Source organism: Mycobacterium gordonae (assembly GCF_002101675.1).
Taxonomy (GTDB): domain Bacteria; phylum Actinomycetota; class Actinomycetes; order Mycobacteriales; family Mycobacteriaceae; genus Mycobacterium; species Mycobacterium gordonae.
In genome coordinates this window covers 1-21,612 of sequence record NZ_LQOY01000071.1, presented here as the reverse complement: position 1 = coordinate 21,612, position 21,612 = coordinate 1, and the positions used below count along the sequence as shown (strand labels likewise).

23 protein-coding genes and 1 tRNA gene are annotated in these 21,612 nt (G+C 65.2%); 4 read left to right on the top strand and 20 right to left on the bottom strand.

The features are described from left to right. Positions 1-90 precede the first annotated feature (90 nt). The 10 genes from AWC08_RS11305 to AWC08_RS11260 form a co-directional block, all read right to left on the bottom strand. Positions 91-588 carry an NUMOD4 motif-containing HNH endonuclease gene (locus tag AWC08_RS11305; RefSeq protein WP_083271415.1) on the bottom strand — a complete coding sequence of 166 codons (498 nt, stop codon included), beginning with the start codon at positions 586-588 and terminating at the stop codon, positions 91-93. A gap of 691 nt (positions 589-1,279) precedes the next feature. Beyond that, entirely contained in the window at positions 1,280-1,588 is a 309-nt protein-coding gene (locus AWC08_RS11300; RefSeq protein ID WP_069435329.1) for a hypothetical protein, read from the bottom strand. 332 nt (positions 1,589-1,920) lie between these two features. Next, positions 1,921-2,106: a hypothetical protein gene (locus AWC08_RS35165; RefSeq protein WP_142283524.1), complete on the bottom strand. Its 186-nt coding sequence runs from the start codon at positions 2,104-2,106 to the stop codon at positions 1,921-1,923. Further along, positions 2,103-2,330 carry a hypothetical protein gene (locus AWC08_RS11295; RefSeq protein ID WP_142283523.1) on the bottom strand — a complete coding sequence of 76 codons (228 nt, stop codon included), beginning with the start codon at positions 2,328-2,330 and terminating at the stop codon, positions 2,103-2,105. Before AWC08_RS11295 ends, AWC08_RS35165 begins: the two co-directional genes overlap by 4 nt. A 182-nt stretch (positions 2,331-2,512) precedes the next feature. Continuing rightward, on the bottom strand, positions 2,513-2,815 hold the full coding sequence (locus AWC08_RS11290) for a DUF4406 domain-containing protein (protein ID WP_085087762.1): 303 nt from the start codon (positions 2,813-2,815) through the stop codon (positions 2,513-2,515). After that, on the bottom strand, positions 2,812-3,039 hold the full coding sequence (locus AWC08_RS11285; RefSeq protein ID WP_142283522.1) for a hypothetical protein: 228 nt from the start codon (positions 3,037-3,039) through the stop codon (positions 2,812-2,814). Before AWC08_RS11285 ends, AWC08_RS11290 begins: the two co-directional genes overlap by 4 nt. Before the next feature lie 278 nt (positions 3,040-3,317). Further along, complete coding sequence (locus tag AWC08_RS11275) at positions 3,318-4,112, bottom strand: phage antirepressor KilAC domain-containing protein (RefSeq protein WP_069435332.1); 795 nt, start codon at positions 4,110-4,112, stop codon at positions 3,318-3,320. Continuing rightward, positions 4,109-4,324 carry a helix-turn-helix transcriptional regulator gene (locus AWC08_RS11270; RefSeq protein WP_159459982.1) on the bottom strand — a complete coding sequence of 72 codons (216 nt, stop codon included), beginning with the start codon at positions 4,322-4,324 and terminating at the stop codon, positions 4,109-4,111. The genes AWC08_RS11275 and AWC08_RS11270 overlap by 4 nt, the downstream gene beginning before the upstream one ends. Before the next feature lie 194 nt (positions 4,325-4,518). Continuing rightward, complete coding sequence (locus tag AWC08_RS11265; RefSeq protein ID WP_069435334.1) at positions 4,519-4,764, bottom strand: hypothetical protein; 246 nt, start codon at positions 4,762-4,764, stop codon at positions 4,519-4,521. A 72-nt stretch (positions 4,765-4,836) separates the two neighbouring features. Then, positions 4,837-4,909, bottom strand: a tRNA-Asn gene (locus tag AWC08_RS11260). Between the two features lie 177 nt (positions 4,910-5,086). On the opposite strand from AWC08_RS11260, the gene AWC08_RS11255 reads away from it, so the two are divergent. Then, positions 5,087-5,377 carry a hypothetical protein gene (locus AWC08_RS11255; RefSeq protein WP_065137528.1) on the top strand — a complete coding sequence of 97 codons (291 nt, stop codon included), beginning with the start codon at positions 5,087-5,089 and terminating at the stop codon, positions 5,375-5,377. A 7-nt stretch (positions 5,378-5,384) separates the two neighbouring features. Here the strand turns inward: AWC08_RS11255 and dnaG are convergent, their stop codons facing one another. Both dnaG and AWC08_RS11245 read right to left on the bottom strand, forming a co-directional pair. After that, positions 5,385-7,313, bottom strand: coding sequence for a DNA primase (gene dnaG, locus AWC08_RS11250; RefSeq protein ID WP_065137527.1), 1,929 nt, complete (start codon positions 7,311-7,313; stop codon positions 5,385-5,387). A gap of 9 nt (positions 7,314-7,322) precedes the next feature. Then, positions 7,323-8,597, bottom strand: a complete 1,275-nt coding sequence (locus AWC08_RS11245; RefSeq protein ID WP_065137552.1) for a deoxyguanosinetriphosphate triphosphohydrolase — start codon at positions 8,595-8,597, stop codon at positions 7,323-7,325. 189 nt (positions 8,598-8,786) lie between these two features. Between AWC08_RS11245 and AWC08_RS11240 the strand changes: the two genes are divergently transcribed. After that, positions 8,787-9,743, top strand: coding sequence for an esterase family protein (locus tag AWC08_RS11240; RefSeq protein ID WP_065137526.1), 957 nt, complete (start codon positions 8,787-8,789; stop codon positions 9,741-9,743). A 59-nt stretch (positions 9,744-9,802) separates the two neighbouring features. Further along, entirely contained in the window at positions 9,803-11,812 is a 2,010-nt protein-coding gene (locus tag AWC08_RS11235) for a TPM domain-containing protein (protein WP_065137525.1), read from the top strand. 134 nt (positions 11,813-11,946) lie between these two features. Here the strand turns inward: AWC08_RS11235 and AWC08_RS11230 are convergent, their stop codons facing one another. The 4 genes from AWC08_RS11230 to AWC08_RS11215 all read right to left on the bottom strand — a co-directional run bounded on the left by AWC08_RS11230 (position 11,947) and on the right by AWC08_RS11215 (position 15,152). Further along, entirely contained in the window at positions 11,947-12,231 is a 285-nt protein-coding gene (locus AWC08_RS11230; protein WP_065137524.1) for a WXG100 family type VII secretion target, read from the bottom strand. 61 nt (positions 12,232-12,292) lie between these two features. Then, on the bottom strand, positions 12,293-12,589 hold the full coding sequence (locus AWC08_RS11225) for a WXG100 family type VII secretion target (protein WP_065036524.1): 297 nt from the start codon (positions 12,587-12,589) through the stop codon (positions 12,293-12,295). A 128-nt stretch (positions 12,590-12,717) separates the two neighbouring features. Beyond that, complete coding sequence (locus tag AWC08_RS11220; RefSeq protein ID WP_082977931.1) at positions 12,718-13,047, bottom strand: hypothetical protein; 330 nt, start codon at positions 13,045-13,047, stop codon at positions 12,718-12,720. A gap of 563 nt (positions 13,048-13,610) precedes the next feature. Next, entirely contained in the window at positions 13,611-15,152 is a 1,542-nt protein-coding gene (locus AWC08_RS11215) for a phospholipase C (protein WP_065137523.1), read from the bottom strand. Positions 15,153-15,934: 782 nt separating this feature from the next. On the opposite strand from AWC08_RS11215, the gene AWC08_RS11210 reads away from it, so the two are divergent. Beyond that, a complete protein-coding gene (locus AWC08_RS11210; RefSeq protein WP_174900767.1) occupies positions 15,935-16,651 on the top strand; it encodes a GAP family protein in 717 nt (238 codons plus the stop codon). An 81-nt stretch (positions 16,652-16,732) separates the two neighbouring features. On the opposite strand, the gene AWC08_RS11205 is transcribed toward AWC08_RS11210, so the two are convergent. From AWC08_RS11205 to AWC08_RS11190, 4 genes are all read right to left on the bottom strand, one after another. Next, positions 16,733-17,926, bottom strand: a complete 1,194-nt coding sequence (locus AWC08_RS11205; RefSeq protein ID WP_065137522.1) for a PPE family protein — start codon at positions 17,924-17,926, stop codon at positions 16,733-16,735. A gap of 236 nt (positions 17,927-18,162) precedes the next feature. Continuing rightward, positions 18,163-18,447 carry a WXG100 family type VII secretion target gene (locus AWC08_RS11200; protein ID WP_065049602.1) on the bottom strand — a complete coding sequence of 95 codons (285 nt, stop codon included), beginning with the start codon at positions 18,445-18,447 and terminating at the stop codon, positions 18,163-18,165. Positions 18,448-18,609: 162 nt separating this feature from the next. Beyond that, positions 18,610-19,788 carry a PPE family protein gene (locus AWC08_RS11195; RefSeq protein WP_069434379.1) on the bottom strand — a complete coding sequence of 393 codons (1,179 nt, stop codon included), beginning with the start codon at positions 19,786-19,788 and terminating at the stop codon, positions 18,610-18,612. Between the two features lie 235 nt (positions 19,789-20,023). Further along, a partial coding sequence (locus AWC08_RS11190) for a PPE family protein (protein WP_218621743.1) occupies positions 20,024-21,612 on the bottom strand: 1,589 nt, incomplete at its 5' end.

Here is a 21,612-nt window from a genome sequence, read left to right as displayed (position 1 = left end):
ACGGTATCGTTAGATGGACTCATCTGCAGAACCTGCCTTTCTGTTGGTGGTGTAGGGGCTCCGGCTGTTCCCGCAGCCGGAGCCGCATTTTTATTGAGCCGCCAGCTTTCGGAGCCGCTTCCTGATCCCATTTCTTCTGTGAATTGCGTGGCAGGCTCGGCATTTACGCTTCCCCTCTGCAGAGATCCTGAGATTGGAGCCAGCTAATTCATGCCCGCGAATGCAGTGCGTCTTACCGAAGTTCTCTTGCCAGTTGTGCCTGCCATGCCGGATCAGGTCTAAGTTGTTTTCACGCACGGTCGCCCAGCGCAGATTCTCTAAGGTGTTGTTCCGCTTGTCGCCATCGTTGTGACAAACGACCGCACCGGGGAACCACGAATCTGGCAAAAAGGCTAAGGCCATGAGGCGATGCACTGAACCCAGTGACTTTTTCCCATTGAGTGACAACAGCACACGTTCATAACCCTTATGGTCAAGCGGCAATTTCATAAGCCTCGGCTGAGGCCTCGCATAAGACATCACCTGGCCGTCATTGCTTACTTGATATCGCCCCTCAAAGCCCGGCACGTCGCGCCATTCGGTGCTCATAGTCGCCGCTCCCCGCGGTCTTTGTTCAGCGCCCGTGTCAGCGCCTGCTTATGCGCTTCAGCGGGGGAAGTTGGGTGCGGCCCCGGGGTCGGGTCGGGGGGGGTGACCCCAGGGCCGCTGTCCGCTGCCTCAACAGGCGACACACCCGGGACAGCGGAAGCGGTGGAATAGGTGTGGTAGAACCTGATGTCGACCTGCACTGAGCGCTGGCAATGCGGGCACGCGATTGTGGGTGCGGCGCTGTAGGTTAAGGGCATGGACCCGAGACCACAGTCATCGTAGGTTGGCCCACACAACACGTCGTCGTGCTCCGACAGCTCTTGTCCGCAGTGGCACCAATCACCGGGCGTCCATGCCACTGGATTGCAGGCCGCGCAAGCAGGTTCGCCCTCAACGCATTTGCAGCGCGTGAACGCTGGTGCTTCCAGGCATTCCACCCCAGCCTCATACTCAGCCAGCCGCTCGGCCGCTTCGTCGGGGGTAAGCGTTGCGCCCGCAGCGATGGACTCCCGCCGTAGGTGTGGCGATCCTGGCCCATGCTTGACGGGGAATGAAGAACCCGCTTCACGGGCGCAACGCTCGTTCTTGGGCGACTCCTCATCCTGTCCCGGAGTGAACGCCACCAGTTGCTTCGCGGCGTCCACCACTTCAGACACCACCCACCACAAACCACGAACAGCGCTATACAGGCTCATGCGATACGCTCCCGCCCGCCGAAAGTCATCAAAGCGGCGGCCTGCATCCACTGCTCGTCGTCGAGGTTGTCGAAGTCCAGCAGTCTGTCCAGGATGAGCAGGCACATCGTCCGCTTGTTGGGGTAGGTGACCCACTGCTCGCGCGGGAACTGCGGAATATCACCCGGATTCGGGACCAGCGCGTCAGGATGGCCGCCAATCGTCCACTGGCCGATGTCCAACATCCATTGAGGGTCAACGCGCTTCGCCGCTTCGACTGCGAACTTCTCCCCGACGCGCTGCTCCAACTCGTCCAGGGTGCTCACAGTCCACCCCCGCTGGTTAAGTCTTGTGCTGTGGTGAGGAACGGCACTCTCCCCTGCTGCATCGACGCCATTTCCTCGATGGTTTGCGCTTGACGTGTCACAAGGGTGTTCAGGTAGGCGTTCATCCCCTGCACAGCAGCAAGCCGGTCCACCTCCGGGGCCGCATTTCGTCAACTCCTGCAACGACTTCCCACACCGGCAACTCCCACCGGCATCCCTGCGGGTTGCGCCGATGCGAGCGCTCTGGACCCGGGCTAGGCAGTGGTCGGTGTGCAACCACATTGCGTGACCACACGAGCACGGGTAATCCAACGGATGAACCAGACGCAGAGTCACCGCGCACCGCCGTTCAGCGCCCACCGAGACGCCTTCTCGTCAGCAATCACCGACGCCGCAAGCAACTCCGCAGCAACCGTCCGGGCTTCGTCCGGGGTGAAGGAGTGGTCCAGGCGGTCACACTCCATCCGCACTGTGCCCACACAGGCACTAACACCGCTGATGCTGGGGGGAAGACTCACAGCCCCGCCTCCCGTCTGCGCCAAACCTCATCCCTATGCGCTGCAAGCCTTTTCCGGGACTCCTGCTCAACGTGGTCGATGAGGAAGAACCCACCCAACGCGCACACCGCCACAATGCTGTACACCTGGCAATCCCCGCCCATGTTCGCGAACCCGCAAATCACCGCGTTCATCGACGCCAACCCCGCCGTCAGCAGCAACACCACACGCAGAAGCGACACCATCTCTAGGACCACCTTTGAATAGCGACAGAAACCACAACCAGAGCGAGGATGTAGAGGTAGATGAGAACCATCACGACGCCACCAACGATGCGCCGCCACCCGGGCTATGCAGTGAGTGGTGTGCAGCCACATTGCGTGACCACACTGGCAGGGATTGTCGAGAGGATGAACCAACCGCAGACTCATGCCGCCACCGCCTCATACTCGGTGACTCGCATCCCCAGGGCGACGGCTACGTGGTGCTCAAGGGTCGCGCCACGGCTATCCCGCCATCCGGGAAGCATCACAATCTCGTCGCACTGAAGCAGGAGCTTCATGTCCTCACGCATGTACCAAGCCCAGTCCTCGCCCGGGTTGTCACAGCCCAGTTCATGCGGTGATAGAACATCAATCCCTTTGGCCCGTAGTGCCGCTGCGGCAGCCGCGAACGCCGGAAAGTTGTGTTCAGGCAACCCGGTCATTGGGCCAGCGAGATAGACGCTCATCGCTGGCCCTCCCTGCGCGCCCAAACCTCATCCCTATGCGCTGCAAGCCTTTTCCGGGACTCCTGCTCAACGTGGTCGATGAGGAAGAACCCACCCAACGCGCACACCGCCACAATGCTGTACACCTGGCAATCCCCGCCCATGTTCGCGAACCCGCAAATCACCGCGTTCATCGACGCCAACCCCGCCGTCAGCAGCAACACCACACGCAGAAGCGACACCATCTCTAGGACCACCTTTGAATAGCGACAGAAACCACAACCAGAGCGAGGATGTAGAGGTAGATGAGAACCATCACGACGCCACCTCCTCAGTCGCGAAGGGGTGGGTCGGGCCGGACAACAACAACGCAGCCACATCCCACACCTGCATCAACAACACCCGGACGTTTAGACGGTTCACTGCGGGGAACAAGGAGACCCGGGAAACCCTGAGCCCAGTGACAGGGCGGAAAACAGAGGCGGCCGTGGTCATGCGCTGGCCTGGTCGGTTCGAACGAAGGTCATTTCGTCCCGCCGTTCATCGGCAGCGGGTCTATCGTCGGCAGCCCCAACTTCCGGCGAATGAAGTCGATACCACTGGGCTGTACATAGGTCGTGTAGGAGCAGCCCATCTCGCCGTTGCTGCGCTCAAACTCGTGCGGGATGACTTCGAAGTGGTGCGCGTACTGCTGATACGGGGTGTTGCGCCGCGAGCCCGACGCGATGAACACGTGCCGGTTACGCAGCTCCCGGAACAGCTTGTTCTGTGAGGTGCCGAGCATCTGGGCGACCGCGCCGACCGCGTACTTGCCGGTCGCGTCAAGGAAGCTGTCGTACGCCTCAGCCTTCGGAGCCAACACCTTGTTCTCGGCTTCCAACGCCAGCCGCTCGTTCTCGGCGTTCAGGGCCATCGTCAGGATCTCGGCGCGGGTCAGGCTGGCCGGGTCGAAGGTGGGGCGGGTCTCGGCCTCTCGGGTGCGCACCGCAAAGTAAGTCTGCGCGGCAGCGACCTCAGGCTTACGCGGGTCGCCGTTCATCGCCACGAGGTAGCAGGCGTACCGGGAGAGGTGTACGTCGTTCGCAGGCTTAGTGCCAGTAATTTTGGTGGCGCCAACGAAATTAACCACTGGGTCGACGCCCGAGTTGGAGCAGGTAGCGCGGGCTCGCTCAATCGCGGCGTGGAAGTTCCGCCAATCGGCCCCGTATCCCAGCAACGGCATCAAGTCGCGCGCCGACCACCATTCACGACCCTCTGGGGTGGTATGGCGGATGGCGTCGAACGGGGTGGCCGTGGTGGGTGTCAGGTCGGCGCTCATGCGCTGGCCTGCTGTTCGGCGACCAGTGTCGCGATGGGGACTTCGAGGTAGTCGGCGATGGCCTGCAGTTCGGCGATGCGGAAGTCGACACGTCCGAGGAGCCGCTGTGAGACGGCTTGTCTGGTGAGTCCGAGGAGTTCCGCGAGGTCTTCTTGCCGTTTCCTGCGCCTGGCCAGTTCTGCTCTGACATTGGCGGGTACGTGCGATTGCATCACGGTCATGTTTGTACGCGCTCAGCGTGCGCCTGTCAACGACATGTGCACGCTAAGCGTGTCGTGTTAAGTTACAGGCGTGGCATTTGCACGCTGAAGTTGCAAAAAGCGGGGTTTTCGCGCACCATTACGGCATGGACGCTCTCTACATGGCGGCGAAGCCTTCCAACCTCGCCGAAACCGCAGCTAGCCGCCTACGCGGCTACCTCGCCGAGCGGCGCATCAGCCACAAAGAATTCGGCGAAATGGTCGGATGGGACCGCGGCAAATACCAACGTCGCCTCGCCGGTGAGGTCGCACTGGACCTCGAAGACCTCCAAGACATCGAGCAGAACACGCCGATCACTGTCGCATTCCTGCTTACTGGATTTGAGGAGCAGCCGCCGCGGCCGCCGGCGACCAGGCACTCCGCGCCGCGCCAACTGGGGCAGGTCGTCCATCTTCGGCAGGTCACCGACGAGCCGGTTGTGGAGGACGCTGCGGCGGCCTACATCGAACTCGCCGAAAGCAAGCTCCCCCGGAAGGACTCGAACCTTCAACCCTTCGGTTAACAGCCGAATGCTCTGCCAGTTGAGCTACAGGGGACTATCAGTCCAGCGAACGCTGGTGCTGACCGCGGGACGACTCTAGCGTACTGGCTGCGCCCACAGCCAACCGGCACCAGCTGAACCAATTCCGGGCCGGCCGCCCGGATCGGGCGCGCCACTTTCCGGCGGGATAAGGCAGGATGGAACGAACGCACTTCTTCTCGGAGGGATCGCTTTGATCGGGTATGTCGCCGTGCTGGGCGTGGGCTACGTGTTGGGCACCAAGGCCGGGCGCCGTCGCTATGAGCAGATCGTCGGCACCTACCGTGCGCTCACCGGCAGCCCCGTCGCGAGATCGATGATCGAAGGGGGCCGTCGCAAGATCGCCAACCGGATCTCTCCCGACACGGGCTTCGTCACATTGGCCGAGATCGACAGCCAGACGGCCGTCATGGAGCACAGGGCGCGTGGCGACCAGGTTGATGACGTCGAGATCGTCGCGCCGCGGGTCAACGCCGCCCGCTGATCGGAGCTCAGGCGGTCAGATCGTTGCCGCTGGCCTGTTCCAGCAGGCTGCGCCGGTAAGCCTCCATCGCCACCAGGTCGCCGAACAGCGCGTGGTACTCGTCGCCCTGCTCGATCGGTGACATGCGCTGCAGCTTGGACTTCACCTCCGCGATCTGGCGGCCCATCCACACCTCCTGCAGCCGCGCCAGCACCCCGGAGATGTACCGGGGCAGCTGCTCGTCTTCGGCGTTGATACTTTCGACCCCCAGCTCGCTGACGAGGCCGGCCGTGAGCGCGGAGTTGGTCTGGTGGCGCACCATGTCCAGCCATTGCGCCCCGCTGACGCCCACCGAGGTGCCGCCGGCGGCCTCGATCGCCGCCCGCACCGCCGCATAACCGGGGTGGGTGAAGCTTTCGACGGTCAGGGTGTCGAACACCGGACCGGCCAGCGCCGGAAACTGCAACGCCGATTTGAGGGCCTCGCGTTGCGGCCACAGCGTCGGGTCGCGCGGGTCCGGACGTGCCGCCGCGGACGCCGAGGTGACGGCGCCAGGCGCCGTCTGAGCGGGCTGCGCGCGGCGCGGCGTCCTGCTGCCCGGGCCGGCCTGGCCGGCGGCCGGTGATTTCTTGGCCTGGGTGCGCACTCGGTCGACGACCTGAGCGACGTCGTCCCAACCCACCCAGCCGGCCAGCTGACGGGCATACTCGTCGCGCAACGTCGAATCTTTGATCTGACTGACCATCGGCACGCACCGGCGCAACGCCGCCACCCGGCCCTCGGCGCTGTCCAGGTCCAATTCGGCCAGCGCGGTGCGAATCGCGAACTCGAACAACGGGGTTCGCCGGGCCACCAGATCCCGCAATGCGCCGTCGCCCGATTTCAGCCGCAGATCACACGGGTCCATGCCGTCTGGCGCCACCGCCACGAACGACTGGCCCGCCAGGTTCTGTTCACCGTCGAAGGCCTTGAGCGCGGCCGCCTTGCCGGCCTCGTCTCCGTCGAAAACGTAGATCAGCTCACCGCGAAAGAAACTGTCGTCCATCATCAGTCGGCGCAACATGGCCAGGTGGTCGTCGCCGAACGCGGTGCCGCACGACGCCACCGCGGTGGTGACCCCGGCCAGATGCATCGCCATCACGTCGGTGTATCCCTCGACCACCACCGCCTGGTGGCCCTTGGCGATGTCGCGTTTGGCCAGGTCGATTCCGAACATCACCTGGGACTTCTTGTACAGCAACGTCTCCGGGGTGTTCACGTACTTGGCTTCCATCGGGTCGTCGTCAAACAGCCGCCGGGCCCCGAAGCCGATCACCTCACCCGAGGCGGTGCGGATGGGCCACAGCAGCCGCCGGTGAAAGCGGTCCATCGGTCCCCGGCGGCCCTGCCGGGACAGCCCGGCCGCTTCCAGCTCTTTGAACTCGAAACCTTTGCGCTGCAAGTGTTTTGTCAGGGTCTCCCAGCCCGAGGGCGCGAATCCGCAGCCGAACCGGCGGGCGGCCTCGGCGTCGAAACTGCGATCGGTCAGATACTTGCGCGCCGGCGCCGCCTCGTCGGACTGCAGCGCCTCGGCATAAAACTCGGCGGCCGCCGCGTTGGCCGCGATCAGCCGGCTGCGGCTGCCGCGGTCGCGCTGCACGCTGGTGGCCGGACCGGAGTAGGTGATGGTGTAGCCGACCCGATCGGCGAGCAGTTCGACGGCCTCGACGAAGCTGGCGTGCTCGATCTTCTGGATGAAGGCATACACGTCGCCGCCTTCCCCGCACCCGAAACAGTGGAACTGATGGTTCAGGGGCCGCACGTGGAACGACGGTGACTTCTCGTTGTGGAATGGGCACAGGCCCTTGAGCGAATTCGCGCCGGCCGCGCGCAGCTGAACATAGTCGCCCACGACGTCCTCGATACGCGCCATTTCGCGGATGGCGGCGATGTCACGATCAGGGATCCGGCCGGCCACGGGCTCAGTCTAGGCCGTGGGTGCGCCGAGTTGGCCGGCGTCGATACGTTCCAGCCGCCCCTCGGTGTAGGACGCGATCTGATCCACGATGACCCGCAGACGCGCCCCGTCGTCAGCAGCGGTGGTAAAGGCAGCGGCGAACACCGGATCGAGAGTGTGCGGCGCGCCGGCGTGCAGCCACTGCGCCACCCGGTGGATGCGTTCGCGCTGCTGGGCTTGCGTTTCCAGATGCCGCGGGTCGGACATGATGAACTGCAGCGCCAGGATCTTGAGCAGCGCCACCTCGGCGCGCACCATGTCCGGCACCTGCAGGTCAGCCTGATAGCGCACCAATGGGCCCGGGCCGGATGCCGCGCGGGTGGTGGCGATCGCGGCGGTGGCGAACCGGCCGACCAGCTCACTGGTCAACCGCTTGAGTGCGACGGCGGCCGCCAAGGTTGCGTCGTACTTGCCGACCGAGGCCACCACCGGCAGCCCCGACAGCCGCTGTGCGGCCTGGATCAGATCGTCGGCCCTGATGAGGGGAAACTCGCTTTCCCCTAGCTTGGCCAGGGCGGCCGCCTCGTGCTCGTCGGCCAGCACTCGCAGGTCGATCCGTTCGGAGACGACGCCGTCTTCGACGTCGTGCACCGAATAGGCGACGTCGTCGGCCCAGTCCATCACCTGAGCTTCCAGACAGGTCCGCCCCGCGGGGGCGCCCTGGCGGACCCACGCCGCGGCGGCACGGTCGTCGTCGTAGAAACCGAACTTGCGCACTCCTTCCGTCCGCTCCCACGGATACTTCGTCACCGCGTCCAGGGCGGCGCGGGTCAGGTTCAGGCCCGCGCTGCGTCCTTGCGGGTCAAGCACTTTCGGCTCGAGGCTGGTGAGGATGCGGAAGTTCTGCGCATTGCCCTCGAATCCGCCGTAGGCGGCGGCGACCTCGTTGAGCGCCCGCTCGCCGTTGTGGCCGTAGGGCGGGTGGCCGATGTCATGGGCCAGTCCGGCCAACTCGACCAGGTCCAAGTCGCACCCCAGCGGGATCGCCATGCCGCGCCCGATCTGGGCCACCTCCAGCGAGTGGGTCAGCCGGGTGCGTGGCGTGTCGCCTTCACGGGGTCCGACCACCTGCGTCTTGTCCGCCAGCCGGCGCAACGCGGCGCTGTGCAGCACCCGCGCCCGGTCGCGCGCGAAGTCGGTACGGTGCTGGCCTTCCGTACCCGGCAGACCCGCGGTCTTCGGCGCTTCGAGTACCCGCCGCGCGCGGTCGAAGTCGTCGTAGGGGTCCTGCTGATCGGTGCTCACCGACCCACAGTCTGCCAGGGCCAACGCGGCGGGCGTGTCAACCCGCCTGAGGTGGTTGAACCGTCCCGTTGTGGGTACCAATCGCATCACTGGGTCGGATCCAGGGTTGCCGACGACCGGGCGGCACGAGCTAGAGGCGCCCCCAGCGAACCCGCCACATACACGACCCAGCCGATCACAGGAGTCACCATGCCGGAACACAGAAATCGTTGGACGCGTCGACTGACGGCCGCAGCTGCGGCGGCCGCCGCACTGCCCGGTCTGCTCGGTGTCACGGGCAGCGAACCGACCGCGCGAGCGGCGGCGCCGGAGTTCCTGCAGGTTCCCTCCGCGGCGATGGGCCACAACATCACCGTGGAGTTCCAGCAGGGCGGCGCGCCGGCGGTCTATCTGCTGGACGGATTGCGTGCCCGCGACGACCGCAACGGCTGGGACATCGAAACCAACGCGTTCGACGAGTACCAGGGGTCGGGCATGTCGGTGGTCATGCCGGTTGGCGGGCGCTCCAGCTTCTACGCCGACTGGTACGGATCGGCCAACGGCGCCACCTACAAGTGGGAGACGTTCCTCACCAGTGAGCTACCAAGCTTCCTGGCCGGCAAAGGCGTCCGCTCGACCCGCAACGCCGTGGTCGGCGTGTCGATGTCCGGGTCGTCGGCGTTGACCTTGGCGGCTTACCACCCGGGCCAGTTCGCCTACGCCAGTTCGCTGTCGGCCTATCTGACTCCGTCCAGCGGCAACGGGCCCACCCTGATCAAGTTCGCGATGAACGACGAAGGCGGCTACAACCCCGAAGACATGTGGGGCCCCTCCGGTGGGCCGGGTTGGCAGCGCCACGATCCCACCGTGCAGGCCGGACGGCTGGCCGGTAACAACACTCGCCTGTGGATCTACAGCGGCAACGGCACACCGTCGGAGTTGGGCGGAGCCAACGGAAGCAGCTTGCCGGGCCAGATTATCGAGCAGGTGGTGCTGCAGAGCAACGTCGACTTCAAGAACGCCTACACCGCCGCCGGCGGCCGCAATGCCACCTTCAACATCGACGGCAGTGGCCAGCACGGCTGGGGTTACTGGAACGCGCAGTTGGTGGCCATGAAGGGTGACATGCAGCGCACCCTGGGTGCGGGCGGTGGCGGACCGAGCTGACATCTCGGGAGGCACAGGCCGGTCGCTGATTGGGGGGCCGTCCACGTTTAATAAGCGGTATGCGCATAACTCGCCTGATCGGCGTGGTCCTGACGATGATGACGGTGGGGCTGAGCGGGGGGCTGCTGCTGGCGCCCCCCGCCGGCGCGCAGCCGCCGCTGCGGTTGGCGGACTACCTCACCGACAACGCGGGTGTGCTCGGCGATTCGGATCGCGCCGCGGTCACCGTCGCGGTCGACCGGCTCTACGCCGACCGCCACATCCGCCTCTGGGTGGTCTATGTCGACAACTTCTCGGGACAGAGTGCCGAGAACTGGGGCCAGCGCACCTTCCGAGCCAGCGAACTCGGTAAGTACGACGCACTGCTGGCGGTGTCCACCGGCGGCCGGGCGTATTCCTTCCTGGTGCCCAACGACATGCCGGGCGTCACCCCGAGTCAGGTGGATGATCTGCGGCACAACAAGATTGAGCCCGCGCTGCGGAACACCCAGTGGAGCGCCGCGGCCGTCGCCGCGGCCGACGGACTGAACACGACTCCCAGCTCCACCGGCCGTTATGTGCTGCTGGGTGCGCTGGGCGTCATCGTCGTTGCGGTCCTGATCTTGGTGCTGGTGATGCGCCGCCGCGCCCGCCGGCGGCGCGCCAACGCGGTGGCCGCCGCGCGACGGGTGGATCCCACGGATGCGACCGCGCTGGCCGCGGTTCCGCTGGACATCCTCGACGACTTGTCGCGGACGAAAGTGGTAGAAGTCGACAACGCGGTGCGCACCAGCTCCAACGAACTCGCGCTGGCCGTCGACGAGTTCGGCGCTGAGCGGACCGCCCCCTTCTCGCAAGCCGTCGATAACGCCAAAGCCGCTCTGGCCCAAGCATTTACGGTGCGCCAGCAATTGGACGACAGCACGCCCGAAACGCCGGCACAGCGCCGCGAGCTGCTCACCCGGGTCATCGTCTCGGCGGCCAGTGCCGATCGCGAGCTGGAATCCCAGACCGAGGCGTTCGAGCAGCTGCGCGATCTGGTGATCAACGCCCCTTCCAAGCTCGACGCGTTGACCCAGCAGTACGTCGAGCTCACCGCACGCCTGGACCCGGCGGAACGGCATCTGGCCGACCTGCACAACGAATTCGGTTCGGCCGCTTTGGCTTCCGTATCGAGCAACGTGAACATCGCCAGGGAACGGCTGGAGTTCGCCGACCGCAATATCGGGGTGGGGCGGGAGCTGGCCGAGAAGGCAGTCAGCGGCCAGCAGAGCCGCTTGGTCGATGCGGTGCGCGCGGCCGAATCCGCTCTGGGACAAGCACGGTCATTACTCGACGCGGTCGACAGTGCGGCCGGTGACATCCGGCAGGCGGTAGCGAACCTGCCGTCGTTGCTCGCCGACATACAAACGGCCATCAAACGCGCCAACGAGCAGTTGCAGAAGACCCAGGGCAATCAATCGGCCCACACCGGCGAACTCATCGCCGCGCGCGACGCGGCCGCGCGGGCGTTGGACAGCTCAAGCGGCGAGCGCGGCACCGCTGATCCGTTGAGCGCCTTCGCCCGGCTGTCGAAGTCCGACGCGGAGCTCAACCAGCTGCTGGCCATGGTGGCGCAGGAGCGGGCTAACGCCGAACGGCTGCAGCGGTCGTTCGAGCAGGCGCTGTTCACGGCCGAGTCGCGGGTACGCGCGGTGTCGGAGTACATCGACACCCGCCGCGGCAGCATCGGCCCAGAAGCCCGGACCAGGCTGGCCGAGGCCAAACGCCAACTCGAGGCCGCGCACGCCCGCAAGTCGGCCAATCTCACCGAAGCCATCGCGTACGCCAACGGAGCCTCGACGCTGGCCGCACACGCCCAGTCGCTGGCCAATGCCGACGTGCAGGCGGCGCAGCGCGCTTACGCCCACCGCGGCGACGGCGACACCGGCGCCATCCTGGGCGGCATCATCATCGGGAACATCCTCAGCGGGGGCCTGCGCGGTGGCTTCGGCGGCTGGAGCCCCACGTCCTTCGGGGGGTCTGGCACGTCCGGCTCGTCTGGCAGCTCTTCCGGCGGTGGCTTCATGGGCGGCGGCGGGCGGTTCTGAGCCCCGCACCGTCCGACACAAAAAACTGCGCACGCCCACCGAGGCAGGCGTGCGCAGTCTTGCTCAGTTCAAGAGGCCCACGACGGGCACATCGGGTTACGGCCCGATGTGCCGCCGCGAACCGAGAACTTCTATCAGGCCCAGCTGGACCCGACGGCGCTGTCGGTCTGCGCCATGTTGTTGCCGGCGCTCTGGACCTTCTGGCCGTGGGTGTTGGCCTGCTCGTAGATCACCTGGAAGTTGCGGCCCAACTGGGCGATGAACTCCTGGCAAGCCACCGAACCGGCGCCGCCCCAGAAGTCACCGGCAGCCAGCACATCGCGAACGATGCTCTGGTGCTCGGCCTCCAGGTTGGCGGCCTGGGCGCGGATCAGCGCGCCGTGCGCGTCGACGTCACCGAACTGGTAGTTAATGGTCATTGAACTGGTCTCCTTAGTTTGTGAAAGTTTTTAAGCTGCAGCGGCTTTCGCCGCCATCGGGCTAGCTGCTGAGGATCTGCTGCGAAGCCTGCTCTTGCTGCTCGTAGTTGTTGGCGTCGCGGATCAGTCCGTCACGCACTCCGTGCAGCATGTTCACAATGTTGCGGAAGGCCTGGTTCATCTGGCCCATCGTGTCCAGCGAGGTCGCCTGAGCCATACCGCTCCAGCCGGCGCCGGCGATGTTCTGCGAGGACGCCCACATGCGACGGGCCTCGTCCTCGACGGTCTGGGCGTGCACTTCGAAGCGGCCCGCCATGTCCCGCATAGCGTGCGGGTCGGTCATAAAGCGTGTTGCCATCTTGGCTATCTCCTTTGGGTTCGTGGATGTGTTGCTTGGAACTCAACCAGTTTGATCGATGTGATCACCGGTCCGGACTTTCCGGAGCCGCTAATCACCCGTAGACATCGACAGTCTTTCCCCTTCTCTCATCCGGCTGCCGGCGAATGCGGGACCACGCTGCTTCCGCGTGGCATCTCGAAACGAGGTTCAGCGTTCTCCGCTTCCCACTGTTTCCACTCCGCCCACTCATCCCACTCGTCGTTGGCCGGTTCGATCGGTTCCGGATCGACCGCACCTGGCACCACGACGACGTCCTCGACACCTGATTCAGACTCCTTCGCCCAATGGTCGTAGTCGTCTGGTGGAACGGCCGTGCCCCAGCTCAGCGGAACCGATAGTCCGCCCAGCATCCCCGACTCGCCCCGTTTCGCCGCCACAGAATCCGGCGGCAAGGGCGGACCAAGAGGCAAAAGCACGCCTGTCCCCTTTCAGTGCCGATCTCAACTTCTCCGTGCTCCATGGTAAGTACCCGAGCACCAGCATCGTAAGACAATCCTCCAATAAATTTCGACGAAATCAGGATTTCCGTGCCGTTAGAGCTCCGTATCGCCGTACCTGCGTCTTTCCGGCCGGCGTCGGCCCCGGCGCGGCCGCTGCCTGCCTCGGATCCGCCTGAGCCGAACACGGCGGCGCCCAGCGGCAGCCGGTGCGCCGAACCCGCGATCGTCGTCATCCGTCGTCAAGGTTCCTTTCGGGTGACCGCCGGGGCGGCAGCTCAATGCCGGGCCCCAGAAAGGGCTATGTGATCGATGGGCTTCGGCGATCCGGCGTGCGAATCGGTGCCGCGCCCGTCGGGACAATTCCTGCCGATTGCCCGGCCGTCGGGCGATTTTTCCCCAACACCTTGAGACACATCGCATGCGCGGTGAGTGAAAGTTGCCGGCGATCGTTTGACGATGGCCGCTTACCAGCATCAGCGATCCGGAATTGCGGCGAGACTAGTAAGGGTGATCCGGCCGATTCAGAATGCTATTCGAATTCAGCAGGGACCACTGGGCAGCCCACGCACCGGTTGAGTTTCCTGGGTTGGCATCATTTGCGGGTACGGCACCCGGTAGGGAATGGACGTTTTCGTCGTCGTGCCCAATATCGCGTTCGGCACGCACTGGGGAAGTTTGGGCAGCGCCTTGAGCCGCGGATGATCCAGGTTCGGCTTCGACGTATTGGGTGGCTGGGCGAAGTTGAACGTCGAGGTCATATCGCCGACCGTGGCGTTGCGCCAGGCGGACAGGTTCGGCACGGGCACGTTGAAGCGGGTACTGATCAACTTCAGCGTCGAGGTGTGGTCGAAGGTGTCGTGGTTCATCAACGGACCACGGCTGTAGGGCGATATGACGATGCAGGGGACTCGGAATCCCAGGCCGATGGGGCCACGGATTCCGCCGGACCCTGGCACGGAGTTGATGTCCGGCACGGTGAGGTACTCCCCGGGTGTGCCCGGTGGCGGAGTCGGCGGGACGACGTGATCGAAGAATCCACCGTTTTCGTCATAGTTGACGATCAGCGCGGTCCTCTCCCACACCGCCGGATTGGACAGCAGAATCCGCAACGTATCGACGATGCCGACGGCCCCGATCGAGACCGGGAAGGCTGGGTGCTCGGACAACAGGAAGCCCGGCAACACCCAGGAGACCTTGGGTAACCGGTTGTTTCTGACGTCGGAGGCGAAGTCCAGGGGGTAGGTGGGGGCGACGCCGTAACGCGCGAGATTCGACCTCGGGTCGGCCGCCTGCTTGAAGTCGTTGATCAGGCCGTTGTAGCCGACGACGGTGTTGTTCAGCGGGCCGAGCAGCTTGTTCTGATACACCTTCCAGCTCACGCCGGCGGCTTCCAGATTGTCCGGCATGGTGGGCCAGCTGTAGTGCTGCAGCGGCTGAATATTCGGCTCCAGGATCACCGGCCCGCCCTGGGTACCGGCGGGGTCGATCCAGGCGCTCATCCAGTACAGGCGGTTGGGGGTGGTTCCGCCCAGCAGCGAGCAGTGGTAGTTGTCGCAGACGGTGAAGGTGTCAGCCAACAGGTAGTGGATCGGGATGTCGGCACGCGTGTAGTGCCCCATCGTCACCGGCACATTGCCCTGCACCGAGCTCACCTGAGCCTGCGCCGCGAGCCACCCGTCCATCGCGCCGCCGTTCCAGGACTGGTGCTGCGAAATCCAACCGTGGTCGGGGTCGTTGACGCATTCGCCGGCGACCAGTGGCCCCCGGGTGGTGTCGAAGCGGAATGGCATGGTGATCCCGGCGGGGTCGTTCGCCTGGGTCGCGGGGTTCCATCCCTTCTGCTGGAAAACGCCGGGCAGCGCGTTGGGGTCCTGGAAACCCGCGGTGGAGGACATCGCGCCGAAATAGTGGTCGTATGACCGGTTCTCCTGCATCAGCAACACGATGTGTTCGATGTCGGTCAGGTGACCGCTGCACGGACCCGCACCATAGGCTTTTTCGATTATTGGCCCCGCCAGGTCCAGAAACGCGCCGGCGGTGGTGGCGGCGGCAGCTTTCGCCAGAAATTGCCGACGGGTCATTCCGTCGACTGGGTGTTCGCTCCGCACACGCCCTCCTTGGAGGCTTCTTGCGCCAGGTCGAGATCACGGTATAGTTGCGCGGGCTCTCGGCCCGGATACGCGGACCGGCGTGTCGTCTTGATTTGTTTGCTGAGACCGAACAATTTGCGCTCTATCGCTTGTCTGGCGAATCCTTATCGACCGGACGAATTGGGGTTTTTCAACGCACAGCGCCAGCCGTTTCGCGAAACGATTGCTTTTTAGTCCGGCAGCAGAATTGATCGCGGGCGGGCGTCGGCAACTTTGAGGAGACCGCGGAAACGCACAGGCGAACGCTCCCAGCGGATTTCGGTGCCGGAGTCATCCGCCGACAGCCACCCCAGCCGTCAGCCAGTCCGTCGCACGCCCCGGCCGCCGCCATCGGCCGCGCGGGCCGTAAAAACCCGCCCGCAGTGTCGTGATCGCGGCATCTTCCCCGAAGGGTCCGAGATCGGTATCGGAATGCGCCGGCCCCGGTGACGTCAATCAATTGTTAAAGGGAATCAGAGAAAGAATTTATGCAATTCCACATTCCTGGCCGGTCTCTCAAGAAGGCAATTCCCGCACGTGCCCCGACACCGAGGACAGCCGCATTGTGCCAGGTCAGCGCCCCTTTTGGCCTGCCCGTGGATACCAAATTTGCCCTCGCGGTTCTTACTGCGGCGCCAGAAAACATTGGTTGCCCCGATGCGGCCCCGGCGAAAGAGAATTGCACACCCACTGCTGGGTTCCGCAGCCGGTAACCACCTTGTAGCGTCCGTTTCATGTGGCTCACGGTGCTGGTGTTAGCTTGTGTGGCGACTGCAGACCCGCTGCGCATCGGAGTCGGTGTTGCGCTGTCGTCGCGGCGGCAGGCTGTCGGACCGCTGGCGGCGTTCTGGCTGGGCGGTATGGCGGTCAGTGCCGTCCTGGCGGCAGTGGTGTTGTTCGGGGTGCGCGACACCGCCCTGGCAACGATGCACCGGATGCAGGTGGCCACCGCGAGCGCCACCGCCGGCCACATCCAGATCGGGATGGGCGTGGTCGCCCTGCTGATAGCCGGCGCCGGCGTCGCGCCACGGCAACGCTCGCGCCTGGGCATTTCCGACAGCCATGGGTCCGCGCTGCAGTTGCGGACCGCCGCAACCATGTCCCGTTTGTCCCACCGCGCCCAGGATGCACTGCAGGCCAGGCCAATTCGAATGTCGTTCACCCTGGGCGTGGGGATGTTGGTGGACTTTCGATACCTGGGTGCGCTGACCGCCATTGTGACCTCGGGAGTCGCGATGGGAACTCAGATCAGCGCCGCCGGCGCGTACTCATTGATTGCGCTGGCCTTCGTCGAACTCCCCCTCGTCAGCCGACTGGCCGCGCCGGCGAAGACCGACCGCATGATGAGCGCGGTCAACAAGTGGGCGAAAGCTCGCCGGCAGCAGGTTTTCGCGTTGGTCATCGGTGTGCTGGGCGTCTTCCTGATGACACGCGGTCTCGACCACATCTGACCGGTAGGCCATCGGCACCGCAACGAAAAAAGCGCGGGCGACGTAACTCCTCTACGTCGCCCGCGCCCAAGTTCGCCTGGCTTATCCGACGCCGGTCCGCGGGATGACGCTCGGACGGTTCTGCACCACGTGCGGGCTGGCGCCGCCGCGGCCCATCATGCCGCCGGGCATACCCGCTCCGGCGCCGCCACCGCCCATCGGCATCGGCATCATCGGCATTCCGCCGCCGGCACCCATGCCCGCGGCTCCCGCGGCCTGTGCCATCTCGGCGGCGTTGACACCCAACCCCGACATCGCGGAGCTGGCCATTCCCTTGGGGACCGAGCCCTGCCAGGTCGGCGGCACCGACATCGAACCCACCAGCCGAGCGTTGCCCAGACCTGCCGACATCCCGGCACCCAGACCAGCGCCGCCGCCGCCCAGACCCTTCATCGGGTTGACGTCACCGACGAACTTGGGTGCGTCGACCAGGCCGGCGGCCGTCGACGCACCAGCCAGCCCGGCAGTGCTCGAGGCGGACGTGCCGGCCTGCATGAGCGGGCCGATCAGCATGCTGGCGGGCATGGCGCCCAGCTGGGCCACCGACGACAGCGACTGAATCGGCAGGGCTGCGGCTGCCGACTGCACACCGGCCACCATGCCGGGGGCCGCTGCGACCACGCCCTGGACGGCCGGGCTCACCGCGGCAGATGCCGTGGTGGCCAGTCCGGTGAACTGGGCGCCGACGTTGGCGGCCAATCCGGCCAGATCCACCGGCGGAATGGCGAACGGGGTCAGGCTTTCGGCCACCGCCGTCGCGCCACCGTGATAACCGAGCATCGCGGCCACATCCTGCGCCCACATCTCCACGTAGTCGAACTCGTTGGCGAAAATCGCCGGAGTGTTCAACCCCAGGAAGTTCGTCGCGATCAACGTCATCAGCGATATCCGGTTGGCTTCCACCACCGCCGGATGCACCGTCGCCGTCAACGCGCCCTCGAAAGCCGTTGCCGCCGCCCGGGCCTGACCGGCCGCCAGCTGCGCCTGCGCACCCGCCTGACCTAACCAGTCCACATACGGCAGCGCCGCGGCCGCCATCGCCGCCGACGCCGGACCCGCCCACGGACCACCGGTCAAACCCACGACCACCGCATTGAACGACGACGCCGACGCCGCCAGATCGGCCGCCAAACTTTCCCAGGCAGCCGCCGCCACATGCAGCGGACCCGACCCGGCGCCGGCGAAAATCCGCGCCGAGTTGATCTCCGGCGGCAACCACGCAAAGTCCAAAATCATCGCATCCCCAAATCAGCCAGCCGCGTCAACGGCTCCATCACTCCACAACCATCACTGCTACCCGACCTGCGAGCCTGCCCCTATCGGATCGTAAAACAATCCACCGCAGCAGTCTGGGCTTTCGCCAAACTGGCCACAATTCGGTATTCGCACGCGCAATCGAACTTAGTTACTTGCTCAGTATATTCGGTTTCTGACCAGCCCCGGACACCAATAACGTCCGCCCGACCGCTTGATCAAGCCCAGCTCGAGCCGACGGCGCTGTCGGTCTGGGCCATGTTGTTGCCGGCGCTCTGGACCTTCTGGCCGTGAGCGTTGGCCTGCTCGTAGATCACCTGGAAGTTCCGGCCCAACTGGGCGATGAACTCCTGGCAAGCCACCGAACCGGCGCCGCCCCAGAAATCGCCCGCAGCCAGCACATCGCGAACGATGGACTGGTGCTCGGCCTCGAGGTTGGCGGCCTGGGCGCGGATCAGCGCGCCATGCGCGTCGACGTCGCCGAACTGGTAATTGATCGTCATCGGGTGAATCCTTCCTAGCTGCTCAAGATCTGCCGTGCAGCCTGCTGTTGCTGCTCGTCGCTGCGGGCGTCGCGGATCACTCCGTCGCGACGCCGTTGACGATGTTGCGGAAATTGCCTCTCAAAAAGAATGAATTTAATTCGGCGTCGACTAATCTTCCGATTATCCGACGCCGGTCCGCGGGATCACGCTCGGCCGGTTTTGCACCACATGCGGACTGGCGCCGCCGCGGCCCATCATGCCGCCGGGCATACCCGCTCCTGCGCCACCGCCCATACCCATCGGCATCGGCATCATCGGCATTCCGCCGCCGGTCGCCTGCGCCATCGCTGCCGGGTTCGGCATCGCACCCAAGCCGGCCATCGCCGAGCTGCCCATCCCCTTGGGCACCGAGCCCTGCCACGTCGGCGGTACCGACATCGCTCCCACCAGGTGCGCCTTGCCCAAGTCGCCCGCCATACCGGCGCCCAGCGCGGCACCACCCAGGCCCTTTGCGGCCGGTGCCACATCGCCGACGAACTTCGGGATATCCGCGAGATCCGCGGCAGCCGTGGCGCCGGCCAGTCCAGCCGTGCTGGTGGCTGATTGTCCGGCCTGCATCAGGGGGCCGATCAGCATGCTCGCCGGCATGGCGCCCAGCTGAGCCACCGATGCCAACGACTGAAGCGGCAGACCCGCCGCGAGTGACTGCACCCCCGTCGCCAACCCTGCGCCCGCCGCGACGGCGCCCTCGATCATCGGGCTGACCGCGGCCGACGCCGTCGTCGCCAGACCGGTCACCTGGGCGCCGACGTTGGCCGCCAAGCCGGCCAGATCAAACGGCGGAATAGCGAACGGGGTCAGGCTTTCGGCCACCGCCGTCGCACCGCCGTGGTAGCCGAGCATCGCGGCCACATCCTGTGCCCACATCTCCACGTAGTCGAACTCATTGGCGAAAATCGCCGGAGTGTTCAGCCCGAGGAAGTTCGTCGAGATCAGCGTCATCAACGAAGTCCGGTTGGCCTGGACGACCGCCGGATGGACCGTCGCCGTCACCGCAGCCTCAAACGCCGTCGCCGCCGTCCGAGCCAGCAAACCGGACGCATCCGCCTGAGCGGCAGCCGCCGTCATCCAGTCCACGTACGGGAACGCTGCAGCGGCCATCGCCGCCGACGCCGGCCCCGCCCACGGACCACCGGTCAAACCAGTGATCACGGAGCTGAACGACGACGCCGACGCGGCCAGATCGGCCGCCAAACTCTCCCACGCCGCCGCCGCCGCATGCAGCGAGCCCGGCCCGGCCCCGGCGAAGATCCGCGCCGAGTTGATCTCCGGTGGCAACCACGCAAAATCCAGAATCATCGCAACCCCAACCCCGGCCAACTGTTCCGACTAGTCACGGGCCGCCCGCGACGCGAACCAGCCCATGGGCGGATCGTAAGCCAGATCACAGTAAAAGTCTGTAGTTTGGCCGAAACTGCCTCGAAGAATTTGATAAGGGCGGCCTCACCTGGGCATACCAGACGACTGTCCAGCCGTTTGTCCACAAATTCGACAGGGCGATAAGCGCTGGAATGCTGTTCCAAAAGGTCTGCCGTCAGAAAAAGCCTTTGAAGATTCCGGAAAGGCTGTTACCTGAGATGAGCAGACCCGAACTTCCGGTTCCGAACACAAAAAGTCCGGAGCTGGTCACGCCGGCGATGAAGAATCCCGCGTTCTGGACAGCCGCGTTGTAAATCCCCGCGTTGCCGTAGCCGGTGTTCAGGATGCCCGAATTGCCGCCGAGGGCGAGCGTGGTGCTGGTGTTGACGTAGCCCGAGTTGCCGAATCCCGAGTTCTGCCAGCCAGAATTGCCACTGCCCGCTGGGTCGTTGTGGCCGAAACCCGAGTTGCCCGTACCGACATTGAAGAACCCCGAGTTGGGTCCCGCCTGGGTCGCCGCGCTGAAGATTCCGGTGTTGAGGTCGCCGCCGTTGAGGGCGCCGGTGTTGGTGTCCCCCGCATTACCGAAGCCGGTGTTCACGTCGCCCGCATTAGCGAACCCGGAATTGACAACACCCGCGTTGAGAAATCCACTGTTGGCGCTTCCAGCGTTTCCGAAACTGGTGTTGGAATTGCCGGAGTTGAAACTGCCGGCATTAAAATTGCCGGAGTCGAAGAATCCGAAGTTGCCGGCGCCCGCGTTCGCCGCACCGGTGTTCGTGTTGCCGGCATTCCAGAAGCCGGTGTTGATGTCGCCCGCATTGCCGAAACCGAAGTTGCCGGTGCCCGAATTACCGAACCCCAGGTTGCCGGTGCCGGAGTTGAAGAAGCCGACGTTTCCGGTGCCGGAGTTGAACAACCCGATGTTGCCGCTGCCGGAATTGAGTGCGCCGAACCCGAATTGATTGTCACCGGTCAGGCCGAAGCCGATGTTGTTGTTGCCCGTGTTGCCGAACCCGAAATTGCCGCTGCCGGTGTTGCCGAAGCCGAAGTTGCTGCTCCCGAGGTTTCCGCTGCCGACATTGCGGCTCCCGTTGTTTCCGGAGCCGACGTTGGTATCCCCGATGTTGCCCGCGCCGACGTTGGAGTTACCGAGGTTGCCCGATCCGAGATTGGCACTGCCGATGTTGCCGCTCCCAAAATTCTGGCTGCCGATATTGCCGCTGCCCACGTTGAGATTGCCGGTGTTGCCGCTACCGACGTTGGTGTCGCCCCGATTGCCGCTGCCGAAGTTCGTGTTTCCGGTATTGCCGCTGCCAGGGTTGGAGCTGCCAATATTGCCGCTGCCCAGGTTGGTGTCACCGATATTGCCGCTGCCCACATTGAGGGAACCGATATTCCCCAGACCGAGGTTGATGCCCTCGAGCGGTGCGGGCACCGCGGCAGCGGGCCAGTCCTGCCAGGACGACAACGCCGACGCCGCCGCCGAAGCCCCACCGTGATACCCCACCATCGCCGCCACATCAGCAGCCCACATCTGCTCATACACGCCCTCGACCGCAGCGATCGCCGGCGCGTTGAGACCCAGCACATTCGACAACACCAACCGCACCAACACATCCCGATTAGCCGCCACCGCCACCGGATGCACCATCGACGCCCGCGCCGCCTCGAACGCACCCACCACCGCACTGGCCTGCGCGGCCGCCCCCGCCGCCCGCGCCGCCGCCTCACCCAACCACCCCGCATAGGGCATGGCCGCCG